Annotated in this window: 18 protein-coding genes and 1 pseudogene; 9 read left to right on the top strand and 10 right to left on the bottom strand. The window is 69.0% G+C overall.

Annotated features, from left to right (window positions below):
• The first annotated feature begins 152 nt into the window (after window positions 1–152).
• Window positions 153–4,463 (top strand): LamG-like jellyroll fold domain-containing protein, encoded by a 4,311-nt coding sequence (locus IEX49_RS03775; RefSeq protein ID WP_188804372.1) that lies wholly within the window; start codon window positions 153–155, stop codon window positions 4,461–4,463.
• Between the two features lie 148 nt (window positions 4,464–4,611).
• Here the strand turns inward: IEX49_RS03775 and IEX49_RS03770 are convergent, their stop codons facing one another.
• The 4 genes from IEX49_RS03770 to IEX49_RS03755 form a co-directional block, all read right to left on the bottom strand.
• Window positions 4,612–5,715, bottom strand: a complete 1,104-nt coding sequence (locus tag IEX49_RS03770; protein WP_229672206.1) for an NAD(P)-dependent alcohol dehydrogenase — start codon at window positions 5,713–5,715, stop codon at window positions 4,612–4,614.
• On the bottom strand, window positions 5,712–7,241 hold the full coding sequence (locus IEX49_RS03765) for an aldehyde dehydrogenase family protein (RefSeq protein WP_188804370.1): 1,530 nt from the start codon (window positions 7,239–7,241) through the stop codon (window positions 5,712–5,714). The genes IEX49_RS03770 and IEX49_RS03765 overlap by 4 nt, the downstream gene beginning before the upstream one ends.
• 42 nt (window positions 7,242–7,283) lie before the next feature.
• Window positions 7,284–8,882, bottom strand: a complete 1,599-nt coding sequence (locus tag IEX49_RS03760) for an FAD-binding oxidoreductase (protein ID WP_188804368.1) — start codon at window positions 8,880–8,882, stop codon at window positions 7,284–7,286.
• 129 nt (window positions 8,883–9,011) lie between these two features.
• Window positions 9,012–10,028: an AraC family transcriptional regulator gene (locus tag IEX49_RS03755; protein ID WP_188804366.1), complete on the bottom strand. Its 1,017-nt coding sequence runs from the start codon at window positions 10,026–10,028 to the stop codon at window positions 9,012–9,014.
• Window positions 10,029–10,117: 89 nt separating this feature from the next.
• Here IEX49_RS03755 and IEX49_RS03750 point away from each other — a divergent pair, with 89 nt between their 5' ends.
• From IEX49_RS03750 to IEX49_RS16735, 5 genes and pseudogenes are all read left to right on the top strand, one after another.
• On the top strand, window positions 10,118–10,546 hold the full coding sequence (locus tag IEX49_RS03750; RefSeq protein WP_188804364.1) for a CoA-binding protein: 429 nt from the start codon (window positions 10,118–10,120) through the stop codon (window positions 10,544–10,546).
• A 38-nt stretch (window positions 10,547–10,584) separates the two neighbouring features.
• Window positions 10,585–10,905 (top strand): putative quinol monooxygenase, encoded by a 321-nt coding sequence (locus tag IEX49_RS03745; protein ID WP_188804362.1) that lies wholly within the window; start codon window positions 10,585–10,587, stop codon window positions 10,903–10,905.
• 10 nt (window positions 10,906–10,915) lie between these two features.
• Window positions 10,916–11,500 carry a hypothetical protein gene (locus tag IEX49_RS03740; RefSeq protein ID WP_188804360.1) on the top strand — a complete coding sequence of 195 codons (585 nt, stop codon included), beginning with the start codon at window positions 10,916–10,918 and terminating at the stop codon, window positions 11,498–11,500.
• A gap of 25 nt (window positions 11,501–11,525) precedes the next feature.
• A pseudogene (locus IEX49_RS16740) lies at window positions 11,526–11,834 on the top strand (DUF952 domain-containing protein); the annotation flags it as partial.
• A 153-nt stretch (window positions 11,835–11,987) separates the two neighbouring features.
• The gene (locus tag IEX49_RS16735; RefSeq protein ID WP_229672271.1) at window positions 11,988–12,449 is read left to right on the top strand and encodes a nucleoside deaminase; all 462 of its coding nucleotides are present in this window, start codon (window positions 11,988–11,990) and stop codon (window positions 12,447–12,449) included.
• A gap of 114 nt (window positions 12,450–12,563) precedes the next feature.
• Here IEX49_RS16735 and purL read toward each other — a convergent pair whose 3' ends face one another.
• From purL to purS, 3 genes are read right to left on the bottom strand one after another with little or no spacing between them, the layout of a single operon-like run.
• Window positions 12,564–14,900, bottom strand: a complete 2,337-nt coding sequence (gene purL, locus IEX49_RS03730) for a phosphoribosylformylglycinamidine synthase subunit PurL (protein ID WP_188804356.1) — start codon at window positions 14,898–14,900, stop codon at window positions 12,564–12,566.
• Window positions 14,897–15,718: a phosphoribosylformylglycinamidine synthase subunit PurQ gene (gene purQ, locus IEX49_RS03725; RefSeq protein WP_188804354.1), complete on the bottom strand. Its 822-nt coding sequence runs from the start codon at window positions 15,716–15,718 to the stop codon at window positions 14,897–14,899. The genes purL and purQ overlap by 4 nt, the downstream gene beginning before the upstream one ends.
• A complete protein-coding gene (purS, locus tag IEX49_RS03720; RefSeq protein WP_188804352.1) occupies window positions 15,718–15,996 on the bottom strand; it encodes a phosphoribosylformylglycinamidine synthase subunit PurS in 279 nt (92 codons plus the stop codon). Before purS ends, purQ begins: the two co-directional genes overlap by 1 nt.
• Before the next feature lie 80 nt (window positions 15,997–16,076).
• Here purS and IEX49_RS03715 point away from each other — a divergent pair, with 80 nt between their 5' ends.
• A complete protein-coding gene (locus IEX49_RS03715) occupies window positions 16,077–16,577 on the top strand; it encodes a YchJ family protein (protein ID WP_188804350.1) in 501 nt (166 codons plus the stop codon).
• 95 nt (window positions 16,578–16,672) lie between these two features.
• Here the strand turns inward: IEX49_RS03715 and IEX49_RS03710 are convergent, their stop codons facing one another.
• Entirely contained in the window at window positions 16,673–18,217 is a 1,545-nt protein-coding gene (locus tag IEX49_RS03710) for a CitMHS family transporter (RefSeq protein ID WP_188804348.1), read from the bottom strand.
• A 215-nt stretch (window positions 18,218–18,432) separates the two neighbouring features.
• On the opposite strand from IEX49_RS03710, the gene IEX49_RS03705 reads away from it, so the two are divergent.
• Together IEX49_RS03705 and IEX49_RS03700 are read left to right on the top strand one after the other, a co-directional pair.
• Window positions 18,433–20,220 (top strand): sensor histidine kinase, encoded by a 1,788-nt coding sequence (locus IEX49_RS03705; RefSeq protein WP_188804347.1) that lies wholly within the window; start codon window positions 18,433–18,435, stop codon window positions 20,218–20,220.
• On the top strand, window positions 20,217–20,888 hold the full coding sequence (locus IEX49_RS03700; protein WP_188804345.1) for a response regulator: 672 nt from the start codon (window positions 20,217–20,219) through the stop codon (window positions 20,886–20,888). The genes IEX49_RS03705 and IEX49_RS03700 overlap by 4 nt, the downstream gene beginning before the upstream one ends.
• Here the strand turns inward: IEX49_RS03700 and IEX49_RS03695 are convergent.
• Together IEX49_RS03695 and IEX49_RS03690 are read right to left on the bottom strand one after the other, a co-directional pair.
• Window positions 20,867–21,895, bottom strand: coding sequence for a YdcF family protein (locus IEX49_RS03695; protein WP_229672204.1), 1,029 nt, complete (start codon window positions 21,893–21,895; stop codon window positions 20,867–20,869). The genes IEX49_RS03700 and IEX49_RS03695 overlap by 22 nt on opposite strands.
• Window positions 21,892–22,890 (bottom strand): 3-methyladenine DNA glycosylase, encoded by a 999-nt coding sequence (locus tag IEX49_RS03690; protein WP_373286673.1) that lies wholly within the window; start codon window positions 22,888–22,890, stop codon window positions 21,892–21,894. The genes IEX49_RS03695 and IEX49_RS03690 overlap by 4 nt, the downstream gene beginning before the upstream one ends.
• Window positions 22,891–23,165 lie beyond the last annotated feature (275 nt).

Genomic DNA, 23,165 nt, shown 5'->3' with positions numbered 1-23,165 from the left:
GGTGATGTTCACCCTGCAGTCAGTCCGGTTCACGGTTTTGGTATCAGACGTTCACGTAGGAAGAGCCTGGCGTTCAACACCGCTCCTTACCGTCTGAGGGTCATCACCTCTCTGCTGCCTTCGGGGCAGCACCCCCAACAGAAGAATGGATCATGACCGCCAAGCGCTTGCCTCTTGCCGTCCTCGCCCTGTCCGTCGGCCTGACCTCCACCGGTGCGCTCATGCCGGTCGCGGCTGCCTCCACTGCCCCCCTCGCACCGGCGGTGAACCATGCCACCGCTGCCGTGGCCGCCCCAGACGCTGATCTGCTTGACGTGACCTTCGAGGACGGCACCCCGGTGGACGCCGCGCAGGACCGTCCCGTCGAGACGTTCGGTGCCCCCCAGATCGGCGTGGACGGCACCCTGGCCCGCTCTGTCGGTGACTTCGACGGGGAGTCCGCCTACTCCTACGCCCTGACCGAGGCGGACTACGGCCAGCTGGCCGACGGCTTCACCGTGGAGTGCAATTTCAAGCGCGATGCAGCGGACACCACCGGAGAGGACACCCTCTGCGGCAACAAGGAGGCCGGCGGCTTCGCCATGGTCGTCAAGGGCGACCAGGCCGGTTTCATGGTCCACGCCGAGGGCGGCTACACGTTCGCCTGGGCGGACATCGACGCCGAGACCTGGTACCACGCCGCCGGTGTCTACGATGGCGAGTCCATCAAGCTCTACCTCGATGGCGAGTTGGCTGCTGAAGCCCACGCCGGAGGCCCCATGACCATCCCGGCCAACGAGAACGCCCACGCCCTGGTCGTCGGTGCGGACAGCGGCAACGGCACCCCGGGCCAGCACTCGATCGCGAAGATCGACTCGGCCCGCCTGTACAGCGCCCCGGCCAGCGCCGAGCAGGTCGCCGCCCTGAACAGCGAGTACGCCGTGGAGGTCGAGGCCCCGGCGGCAGACGTCTTCAATGTGGACTTCGCCGACGGCACCACGGCCGAGACCGTCCAGGGCCTCCCCGTCACCACCCACGGCGCGCCCATGATCCAGGAGGACGCGGCCCTCGGCCGCAACACCGCCACCTTCGACGGTGACGACGCCCTGCTGTACCCCTTCGGCGAGCAGTACTCCACCCTCGGGGATTCGATGACCGTGGAGTGCGTGTTCCGCTACGACGGCCCGCTGCCCACCTCCGGGGAGACGAACCTCTGTGCCAACAAGGAGGCCGGCGGGTTCTCCATGACGATGTACGCGAACAAGCTCACCTTCGCGGTCAACACCGGCAGCTACCACAACGCCGGGATCGAGATCGAGCCGAACGAGTGGTACCACGCCGTGGGCGTCTTCGACGGCGGCTCCCAGACCGTCAAGCTCTATGTCAACGGCGAACTCGTGGCCGAGGCCCCGACCAACAACTCCGAGATCAAGTGGCCGCCGAACGCGGCCGCCCACAACATGGTGATCGGCGCGGACTCCTCCAACGGCAACAGCCAGTTCCACGCCAACGCCACGATCGCCTCGGCCCGGGTCTTCGGGGACTCGCTGGACGCGCAGCAGATCGCGGCGCTGAACATCGACGCCTTCGGCGGGCTGCGTGACCAGTCGGCCGAGCTGTCCGGCACCACCCCGGCCGAGGGCTCCGAGCTGACCCGCGCCACCGAGTTCGCGGTCGAGTGGACCACCCCCGGCCTTGTGGCCGCCGGCACCGCCTACACCCTGGACGGAGAGCCCGTCGAGCCGGGCGAGATCATCGGCTCCGGGATGGAGGCCGGCGAACACGTCATCGGGATCGAGGGCAAGACCGTGTTCGGCCTGCCGATCTCCGAGACCGTCACCTTCACCTCCGGGTCCATCCCGGAGGGCGGGGGCACCGAGACCGGACAGGGCAACGGCACCGTCACCCTCTCCGCCCGGGCCACCAACCCCGACGGCGGCGACGTCACCAGCACCTTCTACGCCGGCACGGCGGCGCTCGCCGACGGCGGCTTCCAGGGCCTCGTGGACCAGACGCCGATCACCCTGGAGTTCGACTACACCGAGGAAGCCGCCCTGGAGGGCGGTGGGGACTCCCTGACCGCAGAGCCGGGCGAGATTCCCTTCCAGCGCTTCGACGTGGCGGTCGGCGAGGCCGCCGAGGGTCAGTCGATCCGATGGGCCGGAACCGCCGACCCGAACCGTCAGGTCAACCTGCTGGTGTGGAACACCGCCCAGGAGCAGTGGGACGAGGTGGCGGCGGGCCGCGGCCTGCAGGAGAGCGAGCTCGTCCTGACCGGGGAGATCGGCGCGGACCACCTGAACGAGGACGGCGCCGCCTCCGTTCTGGTGGTGGGCGAGGACCCCTTCGCCGACGACCTGGCGAACGAGGTCAAGGACGGGTTCGAGGACCCGGCGGACTACGACTTCTCGATCGCGCACTTCACCGACACGCAGTACCTGGCCGAGGGGGCCGCGGAGGACGCGTACTCCGAGGAGCAGCAGTCGGTCTGGGCCGAGGCCTACACCTCGGTCGCCGAGTGGATCGTGGACAACGCCGAGGACAAGAAGATCGAGTACGTCGCCCACACGGGCGACATCATGGAGAACTGGCACACCGGTACCCCGCGCGCGGACGAGGAGGAGTATCGGCAGATCGCGATCGAGGAGTTCGAGTTCGTCTCGGAGGCCCAGAAGATCCTGGACGATTCCGAGATCCCGAACGGCGTGACCGCGGGCAACCATGACAACCGCTCCGGCATGGACGTGGGCCCGGACAACCTCTACAACCAGTACTTCGGCCCCGAGCGCTACGAGGCGCTGGAGCAGACACAGGGCTGGAAGGACGCCAACGCCACCTACACGCCGTGGCAGGAGGGGGACAACGAGAACCACTACGACCTGTTCACGGCCGGTGGCCTGGACTTCATCGCCGTGTACCTCGCCTATGACGTAACGGACGAGGAGATCGAGTGGGCCAGCGGCGTGCTGGACGAGTACTCCGATCGCAACGCCATGATCATGACCCACGCCCAGCGCAAGCCGAGCACCAACCCGGACGGACGTGGCGCCACCTTCTCCCACGACGGCGCCAAGATCGACGAGGGCCTGCTCCAGAAACACCGCAACATCTTCCTGGCCCTCTCGGGCCACGAGCACGGCGTGAACATCGAGGTCCGCAAGGACGTGGGCTCCGAGGGCAACAACGTCGTGGAGTTGCTCGCTGACTACCAGTTCTACAAAGTCTCGGCCGAGGAGTTGGGCCTGACGGGAGTGGACGGACGTTCGGCCACGGACATGCTCCAGTTCGGCTCCAGCTTCTTCCGCATGCTGCAGTTCGACGTGGACAACTCCGAACTCGCCGTGGACACCTACTCGCCGATGCTGGACGACTTCGGTGCCACGGAGTACGACGACCGAAACCGCTACAACGGCAGAGAGGATGACACCCGCCTGCCGATCCAGCTCGAGACCCGCAAGACCTCCTTCGGCACCAACCAGGTCATGGTCACCACACCGACCGACGAGGTCATCGGAGAGGCCACCGCGAAGTCGGGCTGGCCGGCGTCGGTGGAGTGGGCAGGTCTGACCGAAGGCCAGACCTACGCCTGGTACGCCACCAGCCGGGATGCCGAGACCGGTGACGAGGTGGACGCCGGAGAGACCGGCCAGATGGGGGTCTTCACGGCCTCAGCCGCGGGTACCGACACCGTTGCGCCGGAACTGACCGTTCCGGAGGCGGCAACCCTCACGGTCGGTGACGCCTTCGATCCGATGGAGGGTGTGTCCGCCACTGACAACACCGACGGAGACGTGACCGCGTCGGTGCAGGTCATCGGCTCGGTGGACACCTCCACCGCCGGGTCCTACACCGTGACCTACGTGGCCGAGGACGCCAACGGTAACCAGGCCATCGCCTCCCGCGCAGTCGTGGTGGAAGAGGCCGAGCCGGAGGTGCCGGTGGTGGAGGACTTCACGGACAACCCGGAGGGCTCGCAGTACTACGCCCCGGTCCGGTGGATGCAGGAGCAGGGCATCACGACCGGGTACACGGACGGCACCTACCGCAAGGGCAAGGACATCTCCCGTGGCGAGTCGGTGGCCTTCCTCCACCGGTACATCGATCCGGAGACCACCGGCGGCAGCGAGGACTTCACCGATATCACGGAGTCGAACGGGTTCTTCGAGGAGATCGTCTGGGCGGCTGACGCCGGCGTGACGAAGGGGTACGCGGACGGGAAGTTCCTGCCGTATGACAGCGTGACCCGTGGTGAGTTCGCCTCGTTCCTGTTCCGTGCAGTGGAGCCGGAGGCGGGCGAGTGGGACGCATCGTTCTCGGACGTGGCGGAATCACACCCGCACCACGAGGCGATCTCGTGGCTGGCCTCGACCGGGGTCTCGACCGGGTACAAGGACGGCACGTTCAAGCCGAATGACACGATCACCCGTGGCGAGGTCGCCGCGTTGATGCAGCGCTACGCGACCGAGGTCGCCGACCAGGGCTGACCAAACCGGACCAGCCAAACTCGGATCAGCCCTGACCGCATTGCGGGCAACGACCGATCTTTGCCTGCAAAGTGCGGTGGGCCGGTGTCTATCGGAGCGGTGGCCCCGTCCTTCTTCAACAGAAGGACGGGGCCACCGTCCGTTCCCGTCAGGGAAGGAGCACCGGTTTGATCGTGCGGCCGGCGGACATGTCCTCCACGGCAGTATTGATGTCCGCCAGCGGATAGGTCCTCACCAGCCGCTCCACGGGGAAGCGGCCCTGTTCGGCCAAGGCCAGGATGGCCGGGACCAAGGACTGGATCTCGGCATCGCCGATCGTCAGGCCGTGAATCTTGCGGCCCGGGAGCATGAAGTTCACGTCCACCTGGACCGACTGCCCGAAGGGCGGGGCGCCCACGATGGCCACCTCGCCTTGACCGCGAGTGCACTGCACGGCTTGCTCCAGGACCTTGGTGTTGCCGGTGGCCTCGACCACCCGATGGGCCCCGCCGCCGGTGACCTCCTGGATGCTGGCGACCACGTTTTCGACCCGGCCCGGATTGATGGTGTGCGTTGCCCCGAGTTCACGGGCCAACTCGAGACGTTCGTCCACCAGATCCACTGCCACGATCCGAGTGGCGGGGGACAACGCCGCAGCGATGACCGCCGCGAGACCCACGGTGCCGACGCCGAAGACGACCAGGCTGTGGCCGGGACATGGTTGGAGGGCATTCCACACGGCCCCCGCACCGGTCTGGACGCCGCAGGCCAAGGGGGCCACGTGCTCCCAGGGCAGGTCCGTGGAGACCTTGACGACATTGCGCTCATCGGCGATGGCCGCCGTCGCGAAGGAGGACTGGGCGAAGAAGTGGCCGCCGATCTCCTTCCCGTCCCGGGTAAGCGGGGACGAGCCGTCCACGCGTTGCCCACCGAGCAGATTGTCCGGAAGCCACCGAACGCAATAGGCCGGATGGCCGCCGCGGCAGCCCTCGCAGAGGCCACAGGAGGTGAAGGACAACACCACCCGGTCCCCAGGGGCCACCGAGGTCACGGCTGCCCCGACCTGGCGGACGACTCCGGCTCCCTCATGTCCGAGCACGCCGGGCAGCGGGAAGGGCAGTGCTCCGGAAGCCACGGTGAGGTCCGTGTGGCAGAGACCGGCGGCCTTGATGTCCACCAGGATCTCGTGATCCTGGAGCGCGCCGAGTTCCACGTCCTGGAGGGTGAACGGGGCGCCCCCGGCTTCGGTGACGGCTGCGGTGATGGTGGTCATGATGCGTCCTTACCGGTGCTGACAGTGCTGGCTGTGCTGTTGGTGGTGGGCTCGGGGGCCGGTTCGATCGCGATGATGACCGATTTGGTCCGGGTGTAGGCCTCGAGCTGCTCGGGTCCGTTCTCCCGTCCCCAGCCGGAGGACTTGACGCCGCCGAAGGGCATGGCCGGGTCCAGCATGCCCCACGCGTTGACCCAGATGATGCCGGCGTCCAGGGAATCGGCCACCCGATGCGCCCGGGAGATGTTCCCCGTCTGGATGCCCGAGGCCAGGCCGTAGTCCGTGCTGTTGGCCAGCTCGATCGCCTCCCGCTCGGTATCGAACGGCTGGACGGTCAGGACCGGTCCGAAGATCTCCTGTTGAACGGCCTCGGCGGAATTCGCGACGTCGGCCAACACGGTCGGGCGGTAGAAGAACCCGCCGTTGATCTCGGCCAGCTCGCCGCCAGTCACCACGCGAGCCCCGGTGACCTTGGCCTGCTCGACGGCGGCGGCGACCTTCTCCAGCTGGCGGCGGTTCGCCAGCGGCCCGATCACGGTGCCCGGGTCCCGCGGATCACCGAACGGCACGTGGGGTATTGCGCCGGCCAGGGCCTCGAGCACCTGGTCATAGACAGGGCGTTCCACCAACAGCCGGGGGCCGCCCATGCAGAACTGGCCGGTGTTGAAGACGAAGGCCGAGATGGTGGTCTCGACCGCCTTGGCCAGGTCGGCGTCCGCGAAGATGATGTTGGCGGCATTCCCGCCCAGTTCTGCGGTGATGGGACGCAGGGCCTGGCCGGCCACGGCTGCGACGCGTGCGCCGGTCTGGGTGGAACCGGTGAAGGCCACCTTGGCCACACGAGGGTGTGCGGTGAGATGGTCGCCGAGATCCGTGCCGTAACCGGTGACCACGTTGTAGACGCCGTCGGGGACACCGGCCTCCGTCAGCAGCCGCGCCGTCAGCAACGCCGAGAGGGGGGTGTCCTCGGCAGGCTTGTGCACCACCGTGTTGCCGGCGGCCAGGGCCACTGCGATCTTCGAGGTGGAGAGTATGAGCGGGAAGTTGAACGGAGTGATGGCCGCGACCACGCCGAGGGGTTCCCTCTGGGTGTAGGCGTGGGCCGGCAGCGGCGTACGGCGCACCGCACCGTCCAGATTCTGGGCCAGCGAGGCGGCGTACTCGTAGGTGTCCGCAGCGGTGTTGACGTCCACCGCCCGGGCCAGGCTGATGGGCTTGCCCACGTCCAGGCTCTCCACCTGCGCGAGTTCCTCCGCTTGTTCACGGAACAGCTGAGCCACCCGGATCAGCACCCGGGACCGTTCGCGGCCGGACAGCTGCGACCAGGTTCCGCTGCGAAAGGCGGTGTGGGCAGCGTCCACGGCGAGGTCGAGGTCTGCGGTGGTTCCGGCCGGCGTGGTGGCGATCTGCTGGCCCGTGGCGGGGTCAAGTACGGCGATCGTGGTGGAACCCGAGCTCGGGGCGGGCCCGCCGTTGATGTAGTGCTGCGCCTCGCGCAGGTGGTCGGGGAGACGGTACTCGGTCATGGTGTGGGCCTTTCGGGAAGGACGTAACGAGGGAGTTGCTGGTCAGCGGGGAAGGTGGTGGCCGGCGTCGCGGTAGCGGGTTCCCCAGATGCCGGACTTCCCGGGGGCCATGATCGAGTTCGGGTCCAGGGCGTCCTTGATGCGCTCGTGGAAGCGCAGCAAGGCGTTGTCATTGAAGTCGAAGGTGTCCATGACCTGGTCCATGAGCGCCAGGTGCGTGCGGTACTCCCCGTAGCCGTTCTCGGCGCCCTCCTCCACGAGCTTGCGGCCGAGCGCCATGACCTGCTCGCGCTGGTCGGCATCCGCGGAGTCGTAGAGGAACAGGCAGATGTGGTGCATCTCGCGCAGACCGACGGCGAACTGGGCGGCGTAGTCGGGCCCGTACTCGTACGAGCGGTTGCGGACCATCTCGAACTGCTTCTGAGCCTCGGCCCCGTCCGGCTCGGAGATCGGCGAGAAGCCGATGTGGGCGCCGTTGGGGACCCACTCGAGGATCTGTTGCTCCTTGATGGAGGGAATGCCCTGGTTGATCTCGTGGCGGTCGTGCAACACGTGGGAGCCCGGGGTGTCCTCGGCCCGGTCCTGGGTGGTGAAGAACCGTGAGCCCTTGACCGCTGAGAAGGCGTTCTTGATCATTCCCAGGAACAACTCGATCTGCTCCGGTGGGCCGTAGACCGTGGCGTAGAGATTCCAGTAGCCCAGATTGAGCTCGTCCATCATCCGTTGGATGACCTCAGCGGTCAAGGGGCCGCCATCGGGCAGCCAATGGGTGCGCTTCGTCTGCGCTGCTGCGTCGAGGACGATGTTGCGCAGCACCGGCACGCTCTGGAGCGGCGCCATTCCGATGCGCAGCGGAAGCATGATGTCCACGATCTGGGCGAGGTCCTCCTCCTGCTCGAAGGTGATGACGAAGGTCTCGGCCGCCGGCGGAGCGGGCATGAGGGCGATGCCCATCTTGGTGACGATTCCGAAGTTCGACTGGGAGAACAGCCCGTCCGGGTAGGGGCCGAAGCCGTAGGAGAACAATTGCCAGGTCTTCGCCGTGCTCATGGCTCCCATGCCGGTGCGGAGAAGGTCGCCGTCGGGGAGGACCACCTCCAGGCCGGTCTGCCAGGACCAGTGATCGCCGTACGGTGTGTAGCCGACGCCGCGGTCCAGGGCGTTGCCGACCACGGATCCCCAGCCGAGGTCCGGAACATCGATCCACAGGTTGTAGCCCTGTTCCTGGATGTGGTTGTAGAGGTCGAAATAGGTGACGCCGGGTTCGATCAGGGCGTAGGCGTACTTCTCATTCACCTCAATGATCTTGTTCATCCGGCGCGAGGTGTGAACCACCACGGTGCCGGACAGCCGCGGTGCAGCACCGCCATAGCCCAGGTTCTTCCCGGTGGCGACCGGGGACAGGGGGATCCGGTGTTCGTTGGCGATCCGCACCAGTTCCTGGACGTCCTCGGTGGTCTCCGGGAACACCACGGCTCCCGGCCGGAAGTCGTCCCCGGACGTGGTGGGGAAGGGGTCGTCGAACTCCTTCAGCGCGTTCGGTTCGGAGATGACGTGTTCCGCGCCCAGGAGGGTGCGGAATTTCTGCAGGGCGGCGTCGAACTCTTCGACGGGAACATCTGCGGGCACAATGCGGTCCATGACGGGCTCCTCGGTCCTAGGGGGCAGGGCCCCCGTGGAATGTGATGCAGCTCATGCTGTGACGGCATCGTCGGTGTCACAAGAGCTTCCTGCGCAATATGGATAGGAGCGGGGTTGTCCGGGCGTTCTTCAGGATGAGCGGGCCAGTGTCTCCGAGGGGGACTCCCCGAAGGCCTGCGCGAAGTGGATGGCGAACCGGCCCACATGGCGGAAACCCCAGCGTTCCGCAATCGCGGCCACGCGCGTCCCGGGCGGGCTGGAGGACAGGTCCTGGCGTGCACGGTCCAGCCGGATTCGGCGAAGGGCTGCCACGGGCGTGGTGTCCAGATGCTTGCGGAACCCGGCCTGCAGGGAGCGGACGCTGACTCCTGCGGCGCGGGCCATGTCCTCCGCGCTGAGGGGCTGGTCCGCGTTGGCGTGCATGAATTCCAGAGCGGCTTTGATGGTTTCCGGGGGCTCCGTCGGAGCCGGCGTGTGCAAGAGATGACTGTGATTGTGACGTGCAGCCAGGAGCAGGCCGCGTGCTGCTGCCTGTGTCAGAGGCCCGGACAGGAGCGGATGGGTGGAGATGGGGGAGGTGGGATCCAGTCCCTGGGCCAAGGCTTGCACGGTGGCCCGCCAAGCCTGTCCCCCTGGGGAAGCCAGGTCCAAGTCGCCATCAAAGCGGAGAGGCTCGCCGACCGGCATGCCAGTCAGGGCCTCGAACTCCTGCTCCAGGGTCACCCGCGGGATCTTGAGTCCGACCACGCGCGCAGGATGGCCCCAGCCTTGCATCCTCGTCACCTCGGAGAGGCCATGAACAGCGGCACGGCGGTTGTTGATCTGAACGGTTTGGTTGGCGTACCCCATGGACACCGAGCCGAAGGTTGTGAAGTTGACCTGATACGAGTCCTGCAGAGGTGGGGTCCTGACGCTGACCGGATGGCCGTACTCAAGCAACCCCAGCGTGAGGTTCGGCAGGTGTATCGCCTTCAGGCCCATGCGGAACCGACGCGTACGGGAGTCCAGTCGGATGCGGTGCGGATGGTAGACATCGCGGCCCACGGACATGGCCCGGTCGGGATCAGTGGTGTCAATGTCGATGGTCCGGGGCGACGAGGCTCCCGCACTGGAGGTGAGCTCCGGCAGCTCCGGCGTGGACAACATGACCCCAAAGTCTAGAGCTGCAGTGCCGTGGATCACAGGGGTAGGTCGCGGGGCTTGGGGCAGCATGCAGGAGTGCGTACCGTGGGCCCATGGCACACACCAACGATCCGGCGACCATCCGCAGGCTGTTGACGAACCGCGGGGCCCGCTGGGCCGTCGTCGGGCTCACTCCCAATCCGCGCCGCGCCGCCGTCGGGGTGGCGAAGTTCCTGCGGGACGAGCAGGGCATGGAGATCATCCCGGTCAATCTCGGCGCGCAGGAAGTCCATGGCGAGCGGGGATACCGGGCACTGGCGGACATCCCCGGCACGGTCGATGTGGTCGACTGTTTCGTGAACTCGCAGAAGGTCGGGTCGATCGTGGACCAGGCCATCGAGATCGGGGCGAAGGCGGTCTGGCTCCAGCTCGGGGTGATCGATGAGGCGGCGGCCCAGCGCGCGGCGGACGCCGGACTGGACGTGGTCATGGACACCTGCCCGGTGATCGAGGTCCGGAAGGACCCGTCCCTGCGGAGTTGAGTACTTACGGCGTCCACCGGACTGGATAGGCTGGACCCATGATCTTCATCGTCGTCAAGTACCAGGTCAAGCCCGAATACACCGACACCTTCCTGGACTCGGTCGCCGAGTTCACGGCCGCCACTCGCGCCGAAGAGGGCAACCTCTGGTTCGAGTGGTCCCGCAGCGTGGAGGACCCGAACGAGTTCGTCCTGGTCGAGGCCTTCAAGGATGGGGCAGGGGAAGCCCACGTCACCTCCGAGCACTTCGCCGCCGGGCTGGAGTCCATGCGTCCGCTCTTGGCCGCCACGCCCCAGATCGTCAGCCGCCAGATCGAGGGCGAGGGCTGGGACGAGATGGGCGAGCTGCAGGTCGGCTGAGGGCCCAGCTGTGAGAGAACGCCCCGAGCGGCTCGCCTACCTCTACGCCGCTGAGGACGGGCTCAGGATGGGCGATCCGGACGGTTCTCACCTGCTAATGAGCACCGAGGGCATCCGCGTCCGGGGAGTCGCCGACGATGGCGGCCACGCCCCGGATCGGTGCGTGGCATTGGACTGGAGCCGGATCAGCGGCCTGACCGTGGATGCACCGGTCTCCAGGCTGGGAGGAGTGCTTCCCGGCCTGCTGACCACGGCGCTCTATGCCTTCGGCATGGATGACGGCCAGGGCACGGCGGCTGCCGTGCAGGTCCGGCTCGAGGTGGCGGATTCGGTAACGGAGGTTGCTCACGGTGCCGTGCCGACCGCTGCTCTCGCGACACCCGACACCCCCGCGAGCGCTGCCGCCGTATCCGGCGGGCGCATCTGGGAGTTCTCCCTGCCCGGGCCGATGCGCTTCGGGTTCCCCCGAGCCGAGATCGACGGGGCCGCGCGCGCGACGGCCCTGCTGCTCGAGCGCCCCACACTCCGCGCCCAACTGAACCGGCCGGGACGCCTGCTGAAGGAGCTGCGCCGGCTGGGGACCGGAGACGGATAACAGCGCTTCTGCCACACTGGGCCCCATGCCCATTCAGCACATTGCCGAAGCCGCCGACTGGGAGCGGGCGTTGGACACCGGCCTCTACGACCGGTCCACCCGCGGTGCCTCCATCGCGAAGGTCGGTTTCCTCCACGCCAGCGCCGGTCCCCGTCAGGTCGCCCTGGTCCTGGACGCGGTCTATGCCGACGTCACGGAGCCGCTGGTCCTGCTGACCATGCACGAGGAGACCCTGCACGGGGCCGGCCTGCGGGTGGTCCTCGAACCTGGCGTCCCCGCGGATCCCCGCGGGGAGTGGTTCCCCCACGTCTATGGCGGGCCGATTCCGGTGGGTGCGGTGGCCGGCGTCGAGCAGATCGACCGGCCCCAGCCGCGAGTCGAGCAAAACCGCGTGGTCACGGGCAGCACCACAGGCGTGCCCACGAATGTGTCCGCGAGCGTACCCGCGGGGGAGGAATCCGCGGAGAACGCCGCCGCCAGCTCCCTCATCGAGGCGCACCTGTCCCGGGCTATCGACCTGGCCGCCTCCAACGCCGCCACGAACGGCGGTCCCTTCGGCGCGCTCGTGGTGTCCGCGGACGGCCAGGTCTTCCAGGGAACCAACCGGGTCACCGCCACCCACGACCCGACGGCCCATGCCGAGGTCGAGGCCATCCGGTCAGCCGGGCTCGGACTGGGGACCTTCGACCTCAGCGGGGCTGTGCTCTACGCGAGCTGCGAGCCGTGCCCCATGTGTCTGGGCGCCGCCCTGTGGTCCCGCATCACCCGGGTGGTGTTCGCGGCGGACCGTCATGACGCCGCTGCTGCCGGCTTCGACGATGCCGCGTTCTACGAGTACTTCGAGGCCCCGGGCCGCCGGGACGCCATGCCCGTGGTCCACCACCCCACGGACCGCGCCGCCGCGCCCTTCGAGGCGTGGCGGGGCAACGAGTCCCGCACCGCCTACTGATCCACTCTGCGGGCCCCGAGCGGAGCGCTGCCGGGCAGCCGGCACCACAGAAATGCCCGACGCCGGCACCCAGGGTGGGCGCCGGCGTCGGGCGGGTGTTCTGGCGCGGTCAGGTCAGCCGAAGTACTTCGGCATGGTGCCGGCCCAAGCGGCGCGGAGCTCCTCGATCGGCAGGGTGAACTGGTCCTGCACCTCAAGGGCGCCGGAGGCCACGTCCACCACGCCGATGCGGGCCACCGGGAAGCGGCGGGCCGTGGTCATGTCCTTGAACCGGACCTCCTCGGTGCGCGGCACGGCCACGAGGGCGCGGGCCTGCGACTCGGAGAACAGGGCGGTGAAGGCGTCCACGCCGTCACGGCCTTGGATCTCGTCGAGTGAGACCCTCGCGCCGACGCCGAAGCGCAGCACCATCTCGGACAGCGCAGCGGCGAGCCCGCCCTCGGAGAGGTCGTGGGCGGCGTCGATCATGCCGTCCCGCGAGGCGTTGATCAGCAGCTCGCCGAGCAGCTTCTCCGCGGCCAGGTCCACCTGCGGCGGCACGCCGCCCAGGTGCCCGCGCAGGTTCGCGAACTCGGAGCCGTCCAGCTCGTCCCGGGTCACGCCCATGAGGTACACGGCCTGGCCGTCCGCCTCCGCGTGGAAGCCGGAGGGGGTGCGCCGGCCCACGTCATCGAACTTGCCGAGCGTGGCCACCACGGGGGTCGGGTGGATCGGATTGGCGCCGGTCTGGTTGTACAGGGAGACGTTGCCACCGGTCACGGGGATGCCGAGCTCGAGGCAGGCGTCCGAGAGGCCCCGGATGCCCTCCGCGAGCTGCCACATGACCTCGGGGTCCTCGGGGGAGCCGTAGTTCAGGCAGTCCGAGACGGCCATCGGGATGGCGCCGGAGGTGGCCACATTACGGTAGGACTCCGCCAGGGCGAGCTGCGCGCCGGCGTAGGGGTCCAGGAAGGCGTAGCGGCCGTTGGCGTCGGTGGCCACGGCCACCCCGAGCCCGGTCTCCTCGTCCACCCGGACCACGCCGGCGTCATCCGGGGCCGCCAGGGCGGTGTTGCCGCCCACGTAGCGGTCGTACTGGCTGGTGATCCAGGACTTGTCACACATGTTCGGGCTGGCCATCAGCTCCAGGACCGTGGCGCGGAGCGCATCGCCCGACGCCGGCAGGTCGGCTCCCGCTGCCGAGTCGCGGAAGCGGTCGGCCTCCAGGGCGTCCTGCCCGGCCGGGCGGTGGTACGGGCGATCGTAGACCGGGCCGTCATGGGCCACGGTCTTCGGGTCCACGTCCACGATGGTCTCGCCGTCCCACGTGATGATGAGGCGGTTGGTGTCCGTGACCTCGCCGAGCCAGGAGTACTCGACTCCCCACGTGGCCATGACGGCCTCGAAGGCCTCCACGTTGGCCGGGTTTACCACGGCCATCATGCGTTCCTGGGACTCGGACATGAGGATCTCACCCGGGGTCAGGGTGGGGTCCCGGAGCAGCACGTCGGTCAGCTCGACCTGCATGCCGCCCTCGCCGTTGGAGGCCAGCTCAGAGGTGGCGCAGGAGATCCCGGCGGCGCCGAGGTCCTGGATGCCCTCCACCAGGGAGTTCTTGAACAGCTCGAGGCAGCACTCGATGAGCACCTTCTCCGCGAACGGGTCGCCCACCTGCACGGCGGGGCGCTTGGAGGGCTTGGTGTCGTCAAAGGACTCGGAGGCCAGCACGGAGGCGCCGCCGATCCCGTCGCCGCCGGTGCGGGCGCCGAACAGCACGATCTTGTTGCCGACGCCGGAGGCGTTGGCCAGGCGCAGGTCCTCATGGCGGAGCACGCCCACCGCGAGGGCGTTGACGAGCGGGTTGCCCTGGTAGATCGGGTCGAACACGGTCTCGCCGCCGATGTTCGGCAGACCCAGGGAGTTGCCGTAACCGCCGATCCCGGCGACCACGCCATGCACCACGCGCTGGGAGTCCTCATGGTCGATGGCCCCGAAGCGCAGCGGATCCATGACGGCCACCGGGCGGGCGCCCATGGAGATGATGTCCCGGACGATGCCGCCGATGCCGGTGGCCGCACCCTGGTAGGGCTCCACGAAGGAGGGCGAGTTGTGGGATTCGATCTTGAAGGTCACGGCCCAGCCATCGCCGAGGTTCGTCACACCGGCGTTCTCGCCGATGCCGACCATCAGGTCCTTCTTCATGTCCTCGGTGAGCTTCTCGCCGAACTGGCGCAGGTGCACCTTGGTGGACTTGTAGGAGCAGTGCTCGGACCACATGACGGAGTACATGGCCAGTTCGGCGGCGGTGGGCCGGCGGCCGAGGATCTTCACGACCTCCTCGAACTCGTTCTGCTTCAGCCCGAGCTCGGCCCAGGGCAGCTCGATGTCCGGGGTGGTGGCGGCGTGCTCCACCGTGTCGATGTTGAACTGCCGAGTGTCTGCCGGCGGGGTGTTCTGGGTACCAGTGGTCACTGGGCGCCTCCTGCGATCGATGCCACCACGGACGTGAAGATGCCGAGCCCGTCCGTGCCCAGGCGCATGCCCGCGGCGGAGTCCGGGCCGAAGCCGGGCTCCACGGCGTGCTCCGGGTGCGGCATGAGGCCCACCACGTTGCCGGCGGCATTGGTGATGCCGGCGATGTCCCGGCGGGAGCCGTTGGGGTTGCCGCCGACGTAGCGGAAGGTCACCAGGCCCTCGCCCTCGAGGCGGTCCAGGGTCTTCTCATCGGCCACGTACTGGCCGTCCTGGTTCTTCAGCGGCACGGTGATCTCCTCACCGGCGGAGAACTCCCGGGTCCAGGCGGTCGCATTGTTCTCCACGCGCAGCACCTGGTCCTGGCAAAGGAACTTGAGGCTCTCGTTCTTGATCATCGAGCCGGGCAGCAGGTGCGACTCGGTGAGGATCTGGAAGCCGTTGCAGATGCCGAGTACCGGCAGGCCGGCGGCCGAGCCGCCCAGGCCGGCGTCGTTCCCGGCCGTGCCTCCGGCGGCGGCGATGATGGCGTCCATCAGGGGGGCGAAGCGGGCGATGGCCCCGGCGCGCAGGTAGTCGCCGTAGGAGAAGCCGCCGGGGATGATCACGGCGTCCAGTGAGGACAGGGCCGCCGCGCCGTCGGGCTCGGCGTGCCACAGGGGCACGGCTTCGCCGCCGGCCAGGCGCACGGCGCGGGCGGCGTCCCGGTCATCGAGGGTGCCGGGGAAGGTCACCACGCCGATGCGCGCGCCGGTGAGGACGGGCCCGGCCGTGGAGTAGTCACCGATGAGCGGCAGCTCGGTATTCTGCGCGGTCATCAGGCGCTCTGGCTCTCGTTCTGGGCCGACTCGGTCAGCACGGCGACGTTGACCACGTCCTCGATGACCGGGTTGGACAGCAGTTCTTCAGCGGCCTTCCGGGCCTGGGCGAGGACGTCTTCGGTGACCTCGCCGTCCACGGTCAGTTCGAAGCGGCGGCCTTGGCGGACCGATGCGAATCCGGTGAAACCGAGGCGGGGCAGGGCTCCGGCGATGGCCTTGCCCTGCGGGTCAAGGATCTCGGGTTTGGGCATGACGTCGACGACGATCGTGGGCATGGAGGACTCCCGGTGGTATGCGTGAGGGCTTGACTCAGTCTAGCCGTGACCGGCCGGCCCGATCCGCCTACGCTGAAACGATGAACACGTCCGAGAACCCGCCCGCAGATCACGCCGCCGGCCAAGCCTCCGCAGAGCGCCGGTGCCCCTGCGGCGGCGGTGACGTCTACGGCGCCTGTTGCGGTCGCCTGCACGGGAGGTTCGCCGCGGACGGCACCCTGGCCGCCCCCACCGCCGAGGCCCTGATGCGCTCGCGGTACGCGGCGTTCGCGCTCGCTGCCACGGGGGAGTTGGCGGAGGCCGAGGCCTATCTGTTGGCGACGTGGGCACCTGAGACCCGGCCGGCGCAGCTGGCCCTGGACGGGCCGGCAGACGAGTCCGGCGACGATGTCCACTGGCTGCGCTTGGACGTCGAGTCCACGTCCGGCGGCGGCCCTTTCGACGACGCCGGCACGGTCACCTTCACCGCCCACTTCCGGACGCCGGCGGGCCGGCACACCCAGCACGAGACCTCGCGCTTCGTGCGCCGCCAGGGCACCTGGTTCTACCGCGACGGTGAGGTTTCCGCAGCCCCACGTTGAGCCTGGAGGGATTCACAGATTTCGCCCGTCTGGGCGTGAATCCCTCCAGACTCAACGGTTGGGTGGGTTGGGTTGGGTTGGGGCGGGGTGGGCCGTCAGTTGTAGATGCCGATGACCCCGAAGAGGACACCCGAGGCCAGCATGACCAGCGAGACGATGCAGGCGCGCCAGAGCACCTTCTTGTGGTGGTCGCCCAGGTCCACTTTGGCCATGGAGACCAGCAGCAGGATCGCCGGCACGAGCGGGGACTGCATGTGCACGGGCTGGCCGGTGATGGAGGCCCGCGCCATATCCACGGCCGGGATCCCGTAGTGCGCGCCGGTCTCGGCCAGCACGGGCAGGATGCCGAAGTAGAAGGCGTCATTGCTCATGAAGAACGTGGCCGGGATGGAGATCAGGCCGGTGAGCACCGCGAGGATCGGGCCCATCGAGTCCGGGATGACGTCCACGAGCCAGGTGGACATCGCGTCCACCATGCCGGTTCCGGTCAGCACCCCGGTCAGCACGGCGGCGGCGAACACCATGGAGACCACGGCGACGATCGAGGAGGAGTGGTTGCCCAGAACCTCGGCCTGCTTCTTGACGTTCGGGAAGTTCACCAGCAGCGCGATCGCGGTGCCGATCATGAACAGGTAGGACAGCGGCACGATGTCCGCGATCAGCAGCACCATGATGGCCACGGTGAGCACGAGGTTGAACACGAACAGCTTGGGCCGCAGGGTGTCCCGGTTCGGGTCCAACGCGGTATCGGACATGTCCGGCCCTGCAGGGGAATCGACAGTCTCGGTGCGTTCCAGGAGCCCGACGCCGGCCGGGGCCCCGGAGGTGCCCGGCGTCCCGCTGGGCACGGGATCGCCGGAGGGGCGCGAGCCACCCGTTCTGCTGCCGGCACCGCCTGAACCCTCACCGGCGGCGGCGTCATCGGCTCCGTCACCGGTACCACTGTCGGTGGTGCCCTGACCGCCGAAGGTGACGGAGCCGGCGTCGAACCTCTGCTCCGGACGGCCCCAGCGGGCCGGATCCTCGCGGCGCAAGCGGCGGCGCTCGGCGACGCCCAGGAACCAGGCGAAGACGAAGACCACGGCGAGGCCCACGAGCAGAGAGGGGATCATGGGCACGAAGATCTCGCCGGCGTCCACGTTCAGGGCGGCAGCCGCGCGGACGGTGGGGCCGCCCCAGGGGACGATGTTCAGGGTGCCGTTGGTCAGGCCGGCCACGCAGGTCAACACCACGGGGCTCAGACCCAGGCGGTGGTAGACCGGCAGCAGGGCGGCGGTGACCACGATGAAGGTGGTGGACCCGTCCCCGTCGAGGGAGATGACGGCGGTCAGCAGGGCCGTGCCCATGACCACCTTGGCCGGGTCGTGGCCGACCACGCGGACGATCCAGTTGACCAGCTTGTCGAAGAGGCCGACGTCGATCATGATGCCGAAATAGGCGATGGCGAACATCAGCAGCGCGGCGGTGGGGGCCATCTGGCCGACGGCCTCGAGGATCATGTCCCCCAGGCCGAGTCCGGCGCCGGTGAACAGGCCGAAGATCGTGGGGACGAGAATCAGAGCCAACAAGGGCGTCATCCGCTTCGTCATGATGAGGACCATGAAGGTGGCCACCATCGCGAAGCCCAGCAGGACGAGCATGGGTTCTCCTGGTTCGAGAGGGGTGCCGGCTTTCACCGGGACGCGTGACGGGGACCACGGAGGCCCGCAGATTGCAGTCACCCTACGGTGACCCGGACCACGGAAAGCGGTTGTGCTCGCAAGTGGGCGAAGAACCCGTTCGGCGCATTGTGTGCATTGTGCTCACCGCGGTCCGCCGCGTCTTCCGCGAGCCGCCGGACCCTAGACTGACGGGCATGGATGAGCAGCGGCCCGTTCGGGGAACCTTCTCCGGGCGCATGACGGCCCTGGTGCTGGCCGCCGTGGCCGGCACGCTGGTGATCTGCCTGCTGGCCATCGTGTGGTTGACGGCCCAGCGCATCCACGACCAGGCCGAACAGCAAGCCCTCGGCATCGCCCGGTCCGTCGCCTCCATCCCGGACGTCCGTGAGCTGGTCGCCGACCAGGCGGAGCTCGAGACCCTGGACCCGGTGCAGCTCGCCGACGGGCCCCTGCAGGCCACCCTCGAGGGGGTGCGCGAGCGGACCGGAGCCCTGTTCGTCATCGCCACCGAGGACCGCGGGCTGCGGCTGGTCCACCCCAACCCCGACCTCATCGGCCAGCGGGTCAGCACCGATCCGGTGGCGCTGCGCGGGGTGGAAGATACCTCGACCGAACGCGGCACCCTGGGTGAATCGGTGCGGGCCAAGGTGCCCGTCTGGTCCGGCGACGGAGAGCGCGTGGTGGGAGAGATCAGCGTGGGCGTGGGGGTGGCCGCCGTCGCCGCGGACGTGCGCCAGGCCGCGGTTTCCGTGGCCGTCGTCGGGGTGGTGGGGCTCGGCCTCGCCCTGCTGTCCGCCATGTACCTCAAACGCCGGCTCCGGCGCCTGACCCTGGGGCTGGAACCGGATGAGATCGCTGCCTCCGCGCGGGACCAGGCTGCCGTGCTCTACGGGGTGCAGGACGGGGTGATCGGCGTCAGTCCGGAGGGGATCATCACGGTCCGCAACAAGGCGGCCCGCATGCTGTTGGGCCTGCCGCACCGGTCTGAACCGGGCGACGTGGTCGGCCGCCGCTATGACGAGTCCGGCCTGCCGGGCGCGCTGACGGAGGCGGTCACTGGAGCCCTGCAGTCCGGCTCCTCGGCCACCGGACTGCGGCTGGCCGTGGGCGAATCCTCGATGATCGCCTCCGTGGTGCCTGTGCACCGGGACGGCGTGGACCTGGGCGGAGTGGTCATGCTGAAGGACACCACGGCGGTGGAGGCACTCGGCAGCCGGTTGGATGCCGTGGAGACCATGGCCTCGGCCCTGCGCGCCCAGCGGCACGAGTTCGCCAATCGGCTCCATGCCCTCTCCGGCCTGTTGGCGGCCGGCCAGTTGGAAGCGGCCCAGGAGTTCCTGCACCAGGTCATCGAGTCCGGCCCCGTGAAGGATCCCGTGCCCCGGATCGACGCCGTGCAGGACACGTTCTTACGCGCCTTCGTGGGCGCCAAGGGCGTGCAGGCCCACGAGCTCGGCGTGGAACTGCGGGTGGGACCGGAGACGTCCTTCTGGCAGACCGTGGTGGACCCTCAGGATGCGACGGCGGTGCTCGGCAACCTGGTGGACAACGCCGTGCGCGCGGCGCTGGAAGGGCGCGGGCCGGAGGGCCACGATGCCGGCCCGGCCGGCGCTGCTGACCTGGCTGGCCGGGCTGGCACCGCCGGTACGGCCGGTCGAGCGTCCGCCGTCCCGTGGGTCGAGGTCGACCTGCTGGGGGAGGGGGACACCCTGCACCTGGCGGTCGCCGACTCCGGCGGCGGGGTGCCGGCGGGCCTGGACGTCTTCGCCCCGGGCGCCACCACCCGGGAGGGCGGGGAACATGAGGCACACGGGCACGGCGTCGGCCTGTCCCTGGCGCGGCGGCTGGCACGCCAGCGGGGCGGGGACGTGTGGGTGGCGGACCCTGGGGGCCTGGACGAGGCGGGAACGGGACTCTCAGGAGCGGTGTTCTGCGCGCGCATCCCCGGGGTCCTGAGCACATCGATGGAGGGCGAGAGATGACGGAGAACTCCACGGACCTGACGGTCCTCGTGGTGGACGACGACTTCCGGGTGGCGTCCATGCACGCCGCCTATGTGGACGCAGTGCCCGGCTTCACGGCGCTGCCGCCCGTGAACGACGCCCGCGTGGTGGCCCGCACCGTGGCGGAGGCCCGGCCGGACCTGGTGCTGCTGGACCTCTACCTGCCCCACGTCTCCGGGCTGGAGCTGCTGAGCGTGCTGGACGTGGACGCCTTCGTGCTCAGTGCCTCCGGGGAGGGCGAGTCGGTACGGACGGCCCTGCGGCGGGGTGCCCTGGCCTACCTGGTGAAACCCTTCGCCGAGAAGGCGCTCGCGGACCGTCTACGGGCCTATGCCCGGTACCGCCGGCTCCTGGCGGGCGGCACCCATGACCAGGTGGCGATCGACCGGGCACGCAGGGTGCTGCTGGTGGAGTCCGAGCAGGCTCCGGCCTCGGCCGCGGCGACCACCGAGCAATCCGTGTTGGAGGCCGTCACCGCGGCCACGGGGGACCTCACCGTGATGGAGGTGGCCGAAGCCGTCGGGATCTCGCGGGCCACCGCCCAGCGGTACCTCTCACATCTGGCCCAGACGGGGCAAATCAACCTCGGGCTGCGCTACGGAGCCCGTGGCCGGCCGGAACACCGCTACGGCCCGGCGTTGAGTTGATACATCACCATCAGCGTGGTGAGGCCCGCCGAGAGCAGAAGCCCCGGTATGGCCAGCAGGATCTGGGTGCGCTTGTTCATCACCATGACGGCCAGGAACTCGCGCAGGTAGGCACTGGGGACGTAATAGCCGGCCGTGCTGCCACCCACCACGTCCGCGTCCACGCCGATCCGCCGGGAGAGCAGGGCCGCCCTCGGTGCGTGATACTCGTTCGTGGCCACCAGCAAGTGTCCGGGCCTGGCGTCCTGCGGTAACGCGCCGTCGGCGATCTCCCTCGAGAAGCGCAGGTTCTCCTCCGTGGTGCGCGAGCGCTCCTCCGGCAGGACCAGCTCCGGCGGCACGCCGTGGTCCACGAGGTAGTCGGCCATGGCGGCCGCCTCCGGGCGCGGCTCGTCCGAGCCCTGCCCGCCGGAGGGGATCATCGGCAGGGCGGCCCGCTGGGCCTGCCAGGCCTGCCGCCCCCGGTCCAGTCGGGAAGCCAGCAACGGAGTCACCTTCCCGTGGACGAGCCCGGAGCCCAGCACCACCACGGCATCCGCCCCCGGGCGTGGCTCCCGCCGGGCGTACAGGACCGTAAACACCAGGAATGTCACGAAGGACAGCCCGACCTGGGCTGAGACGAAGAAGGCCAACGCCGCGGCGCCGATGCCGACGGGGTGCAGTGTCGCGACCAAGAGGAAAGCTGCCACGGGCAGCGCCAGCAGGGCGAGCCCGGCCAGCATCGAGAGCAGGTTGCCCAGACTCCGGCCCTCTCGCCGCACCATCTGGACCCCGTTGCGGATGAGGAATCCTGCCAGCACGAGCACGGAGAACGGCAGCGCCAGGAGCACCAGGCCGATCAGCGCCTGCACCTCGGGGGAGAAGTACCCGATGACCTCCACCACGGCACCCCACGCGAACCAGGCCCCCACCAGCAGTACGACGGCGGTGCGCAGCCGGCGTGGTTCGGTCCGCCACATCTTGCGGTACAGCAGCCAGCACCCGAGGGCGAGCAGGGCGCCGATCACGGCGTGCCCGCTTCGGCGCCCAGGGCCCGCACGGTGTCCAGTTCCGCCAGCAGCCGGCCGCGCAGCACATTGGCCTCTGCGGCGAAACCGCGCTGCAGGCGCACATACTCGGCACGGCCCTCGGTGGTCTCGATCCGGATCGGCTCCAGCCCCCAGTCGGTCAGCTCGTAGGGGGAGGCCCGCATGTCCATGGTCCGGATGCGCCAGGCGAGTTCGAAGCAGTCTGCCACCAGGTCCGAGCTGACCGCCGGCAACAGCTTGTAGGCCCACTTGTAGACATCCATGTTGGCGTGCAGACACCCGGGCTGCTCCAGGTCCACCTGCGTCTCGCGCGTGGGCTGCAGCTGGTTCAGTCCCACCGCTTCGGGTGCGTAGAAGCGGAAGGCGTCGAAGTGCGAGCAGGCGATCCGGTGGTCCTCGACCACCCGGTTCGTGCCGTCCGAGCCCAGGCGCAGTGGCACGGTGGAGTGGCGGATCCCGTGGACCTCGGATCGGTAGGCCATGGCCCATTCGTGCAGGCCGAAGCAGGCCAGCCGGGCCGGGCGCTGTGCCGTCAGGCCGAGGATGCGCCCGGCGAACTCGATCATCGCGGCGCGGCGTGCGGCAAACGCGGGCACATCCACGGTCCAGCCGCCGTCGGGCAGCCCCGGGCAGGGCTCCACCCACCGGTAGAACTTCCCTCCGCCCCCGGAGCCGGGCCCGCCCGCGGGAGCCGCGTGGCCGTCGTCGTGAGGCCGGGCCGGCGCAGCCAGCACGACGCCGGCCCCCGGGTGCCAGCGCTCGAGGGCGCCCGGGGTGAGTGAATAGTAGGAGAACAGGAAGTCGTGGACCGGGTGCCGCACACCGCGGGAATGCAGGTCCTTCAGCGGCTCCGTGTAGGCAGCGATGCGCTGGCGGTGGGCCGCAGCGGTGGCCTGCCACCGGTCCACGGACAGCACCCGGAGCCCACCAGTGGTCAATGGGTCGGCGGAGCGGGTGGAGAGGGAACCGGGCACCCCACCAGCGTACGGTTCCCGGCGGATCCGCGCAGGTGAGGCGACGGACCGGGCAGGAGGTGAGCCATCCGCGTGTAAAAGGTCTGTTTCAGGACTTCCGTTGACCGTGCGGCTCGGGTAAGTTGCCGTCATCCCACCTCTGTGGTTCGCATCACTCGCACCGCTCTCACAATGGCTTTCGCACCGACTCGTGCCCGTCTCGGCCGAACACCGCGGCAGCCTCGTGCAGCAACCACGGAGATCACTCGCCGGGCACACCCGTGCCCGGTTCGCAC

Source organism: Citricoccus zhacaiensis (assembly GCF_014645315.1).
Taxonomy (GTDB): Bacteria; Actinomycetota; Actinomycetes; order Actinomycetales; family Micrococcaceae; genus Citricoccus; species Citricoccus zhacaiensis.
Note: the sequence above shows the minus strand (reverse complement) of the source record. Positions and strands in the feature narration are given on the sequence as shown.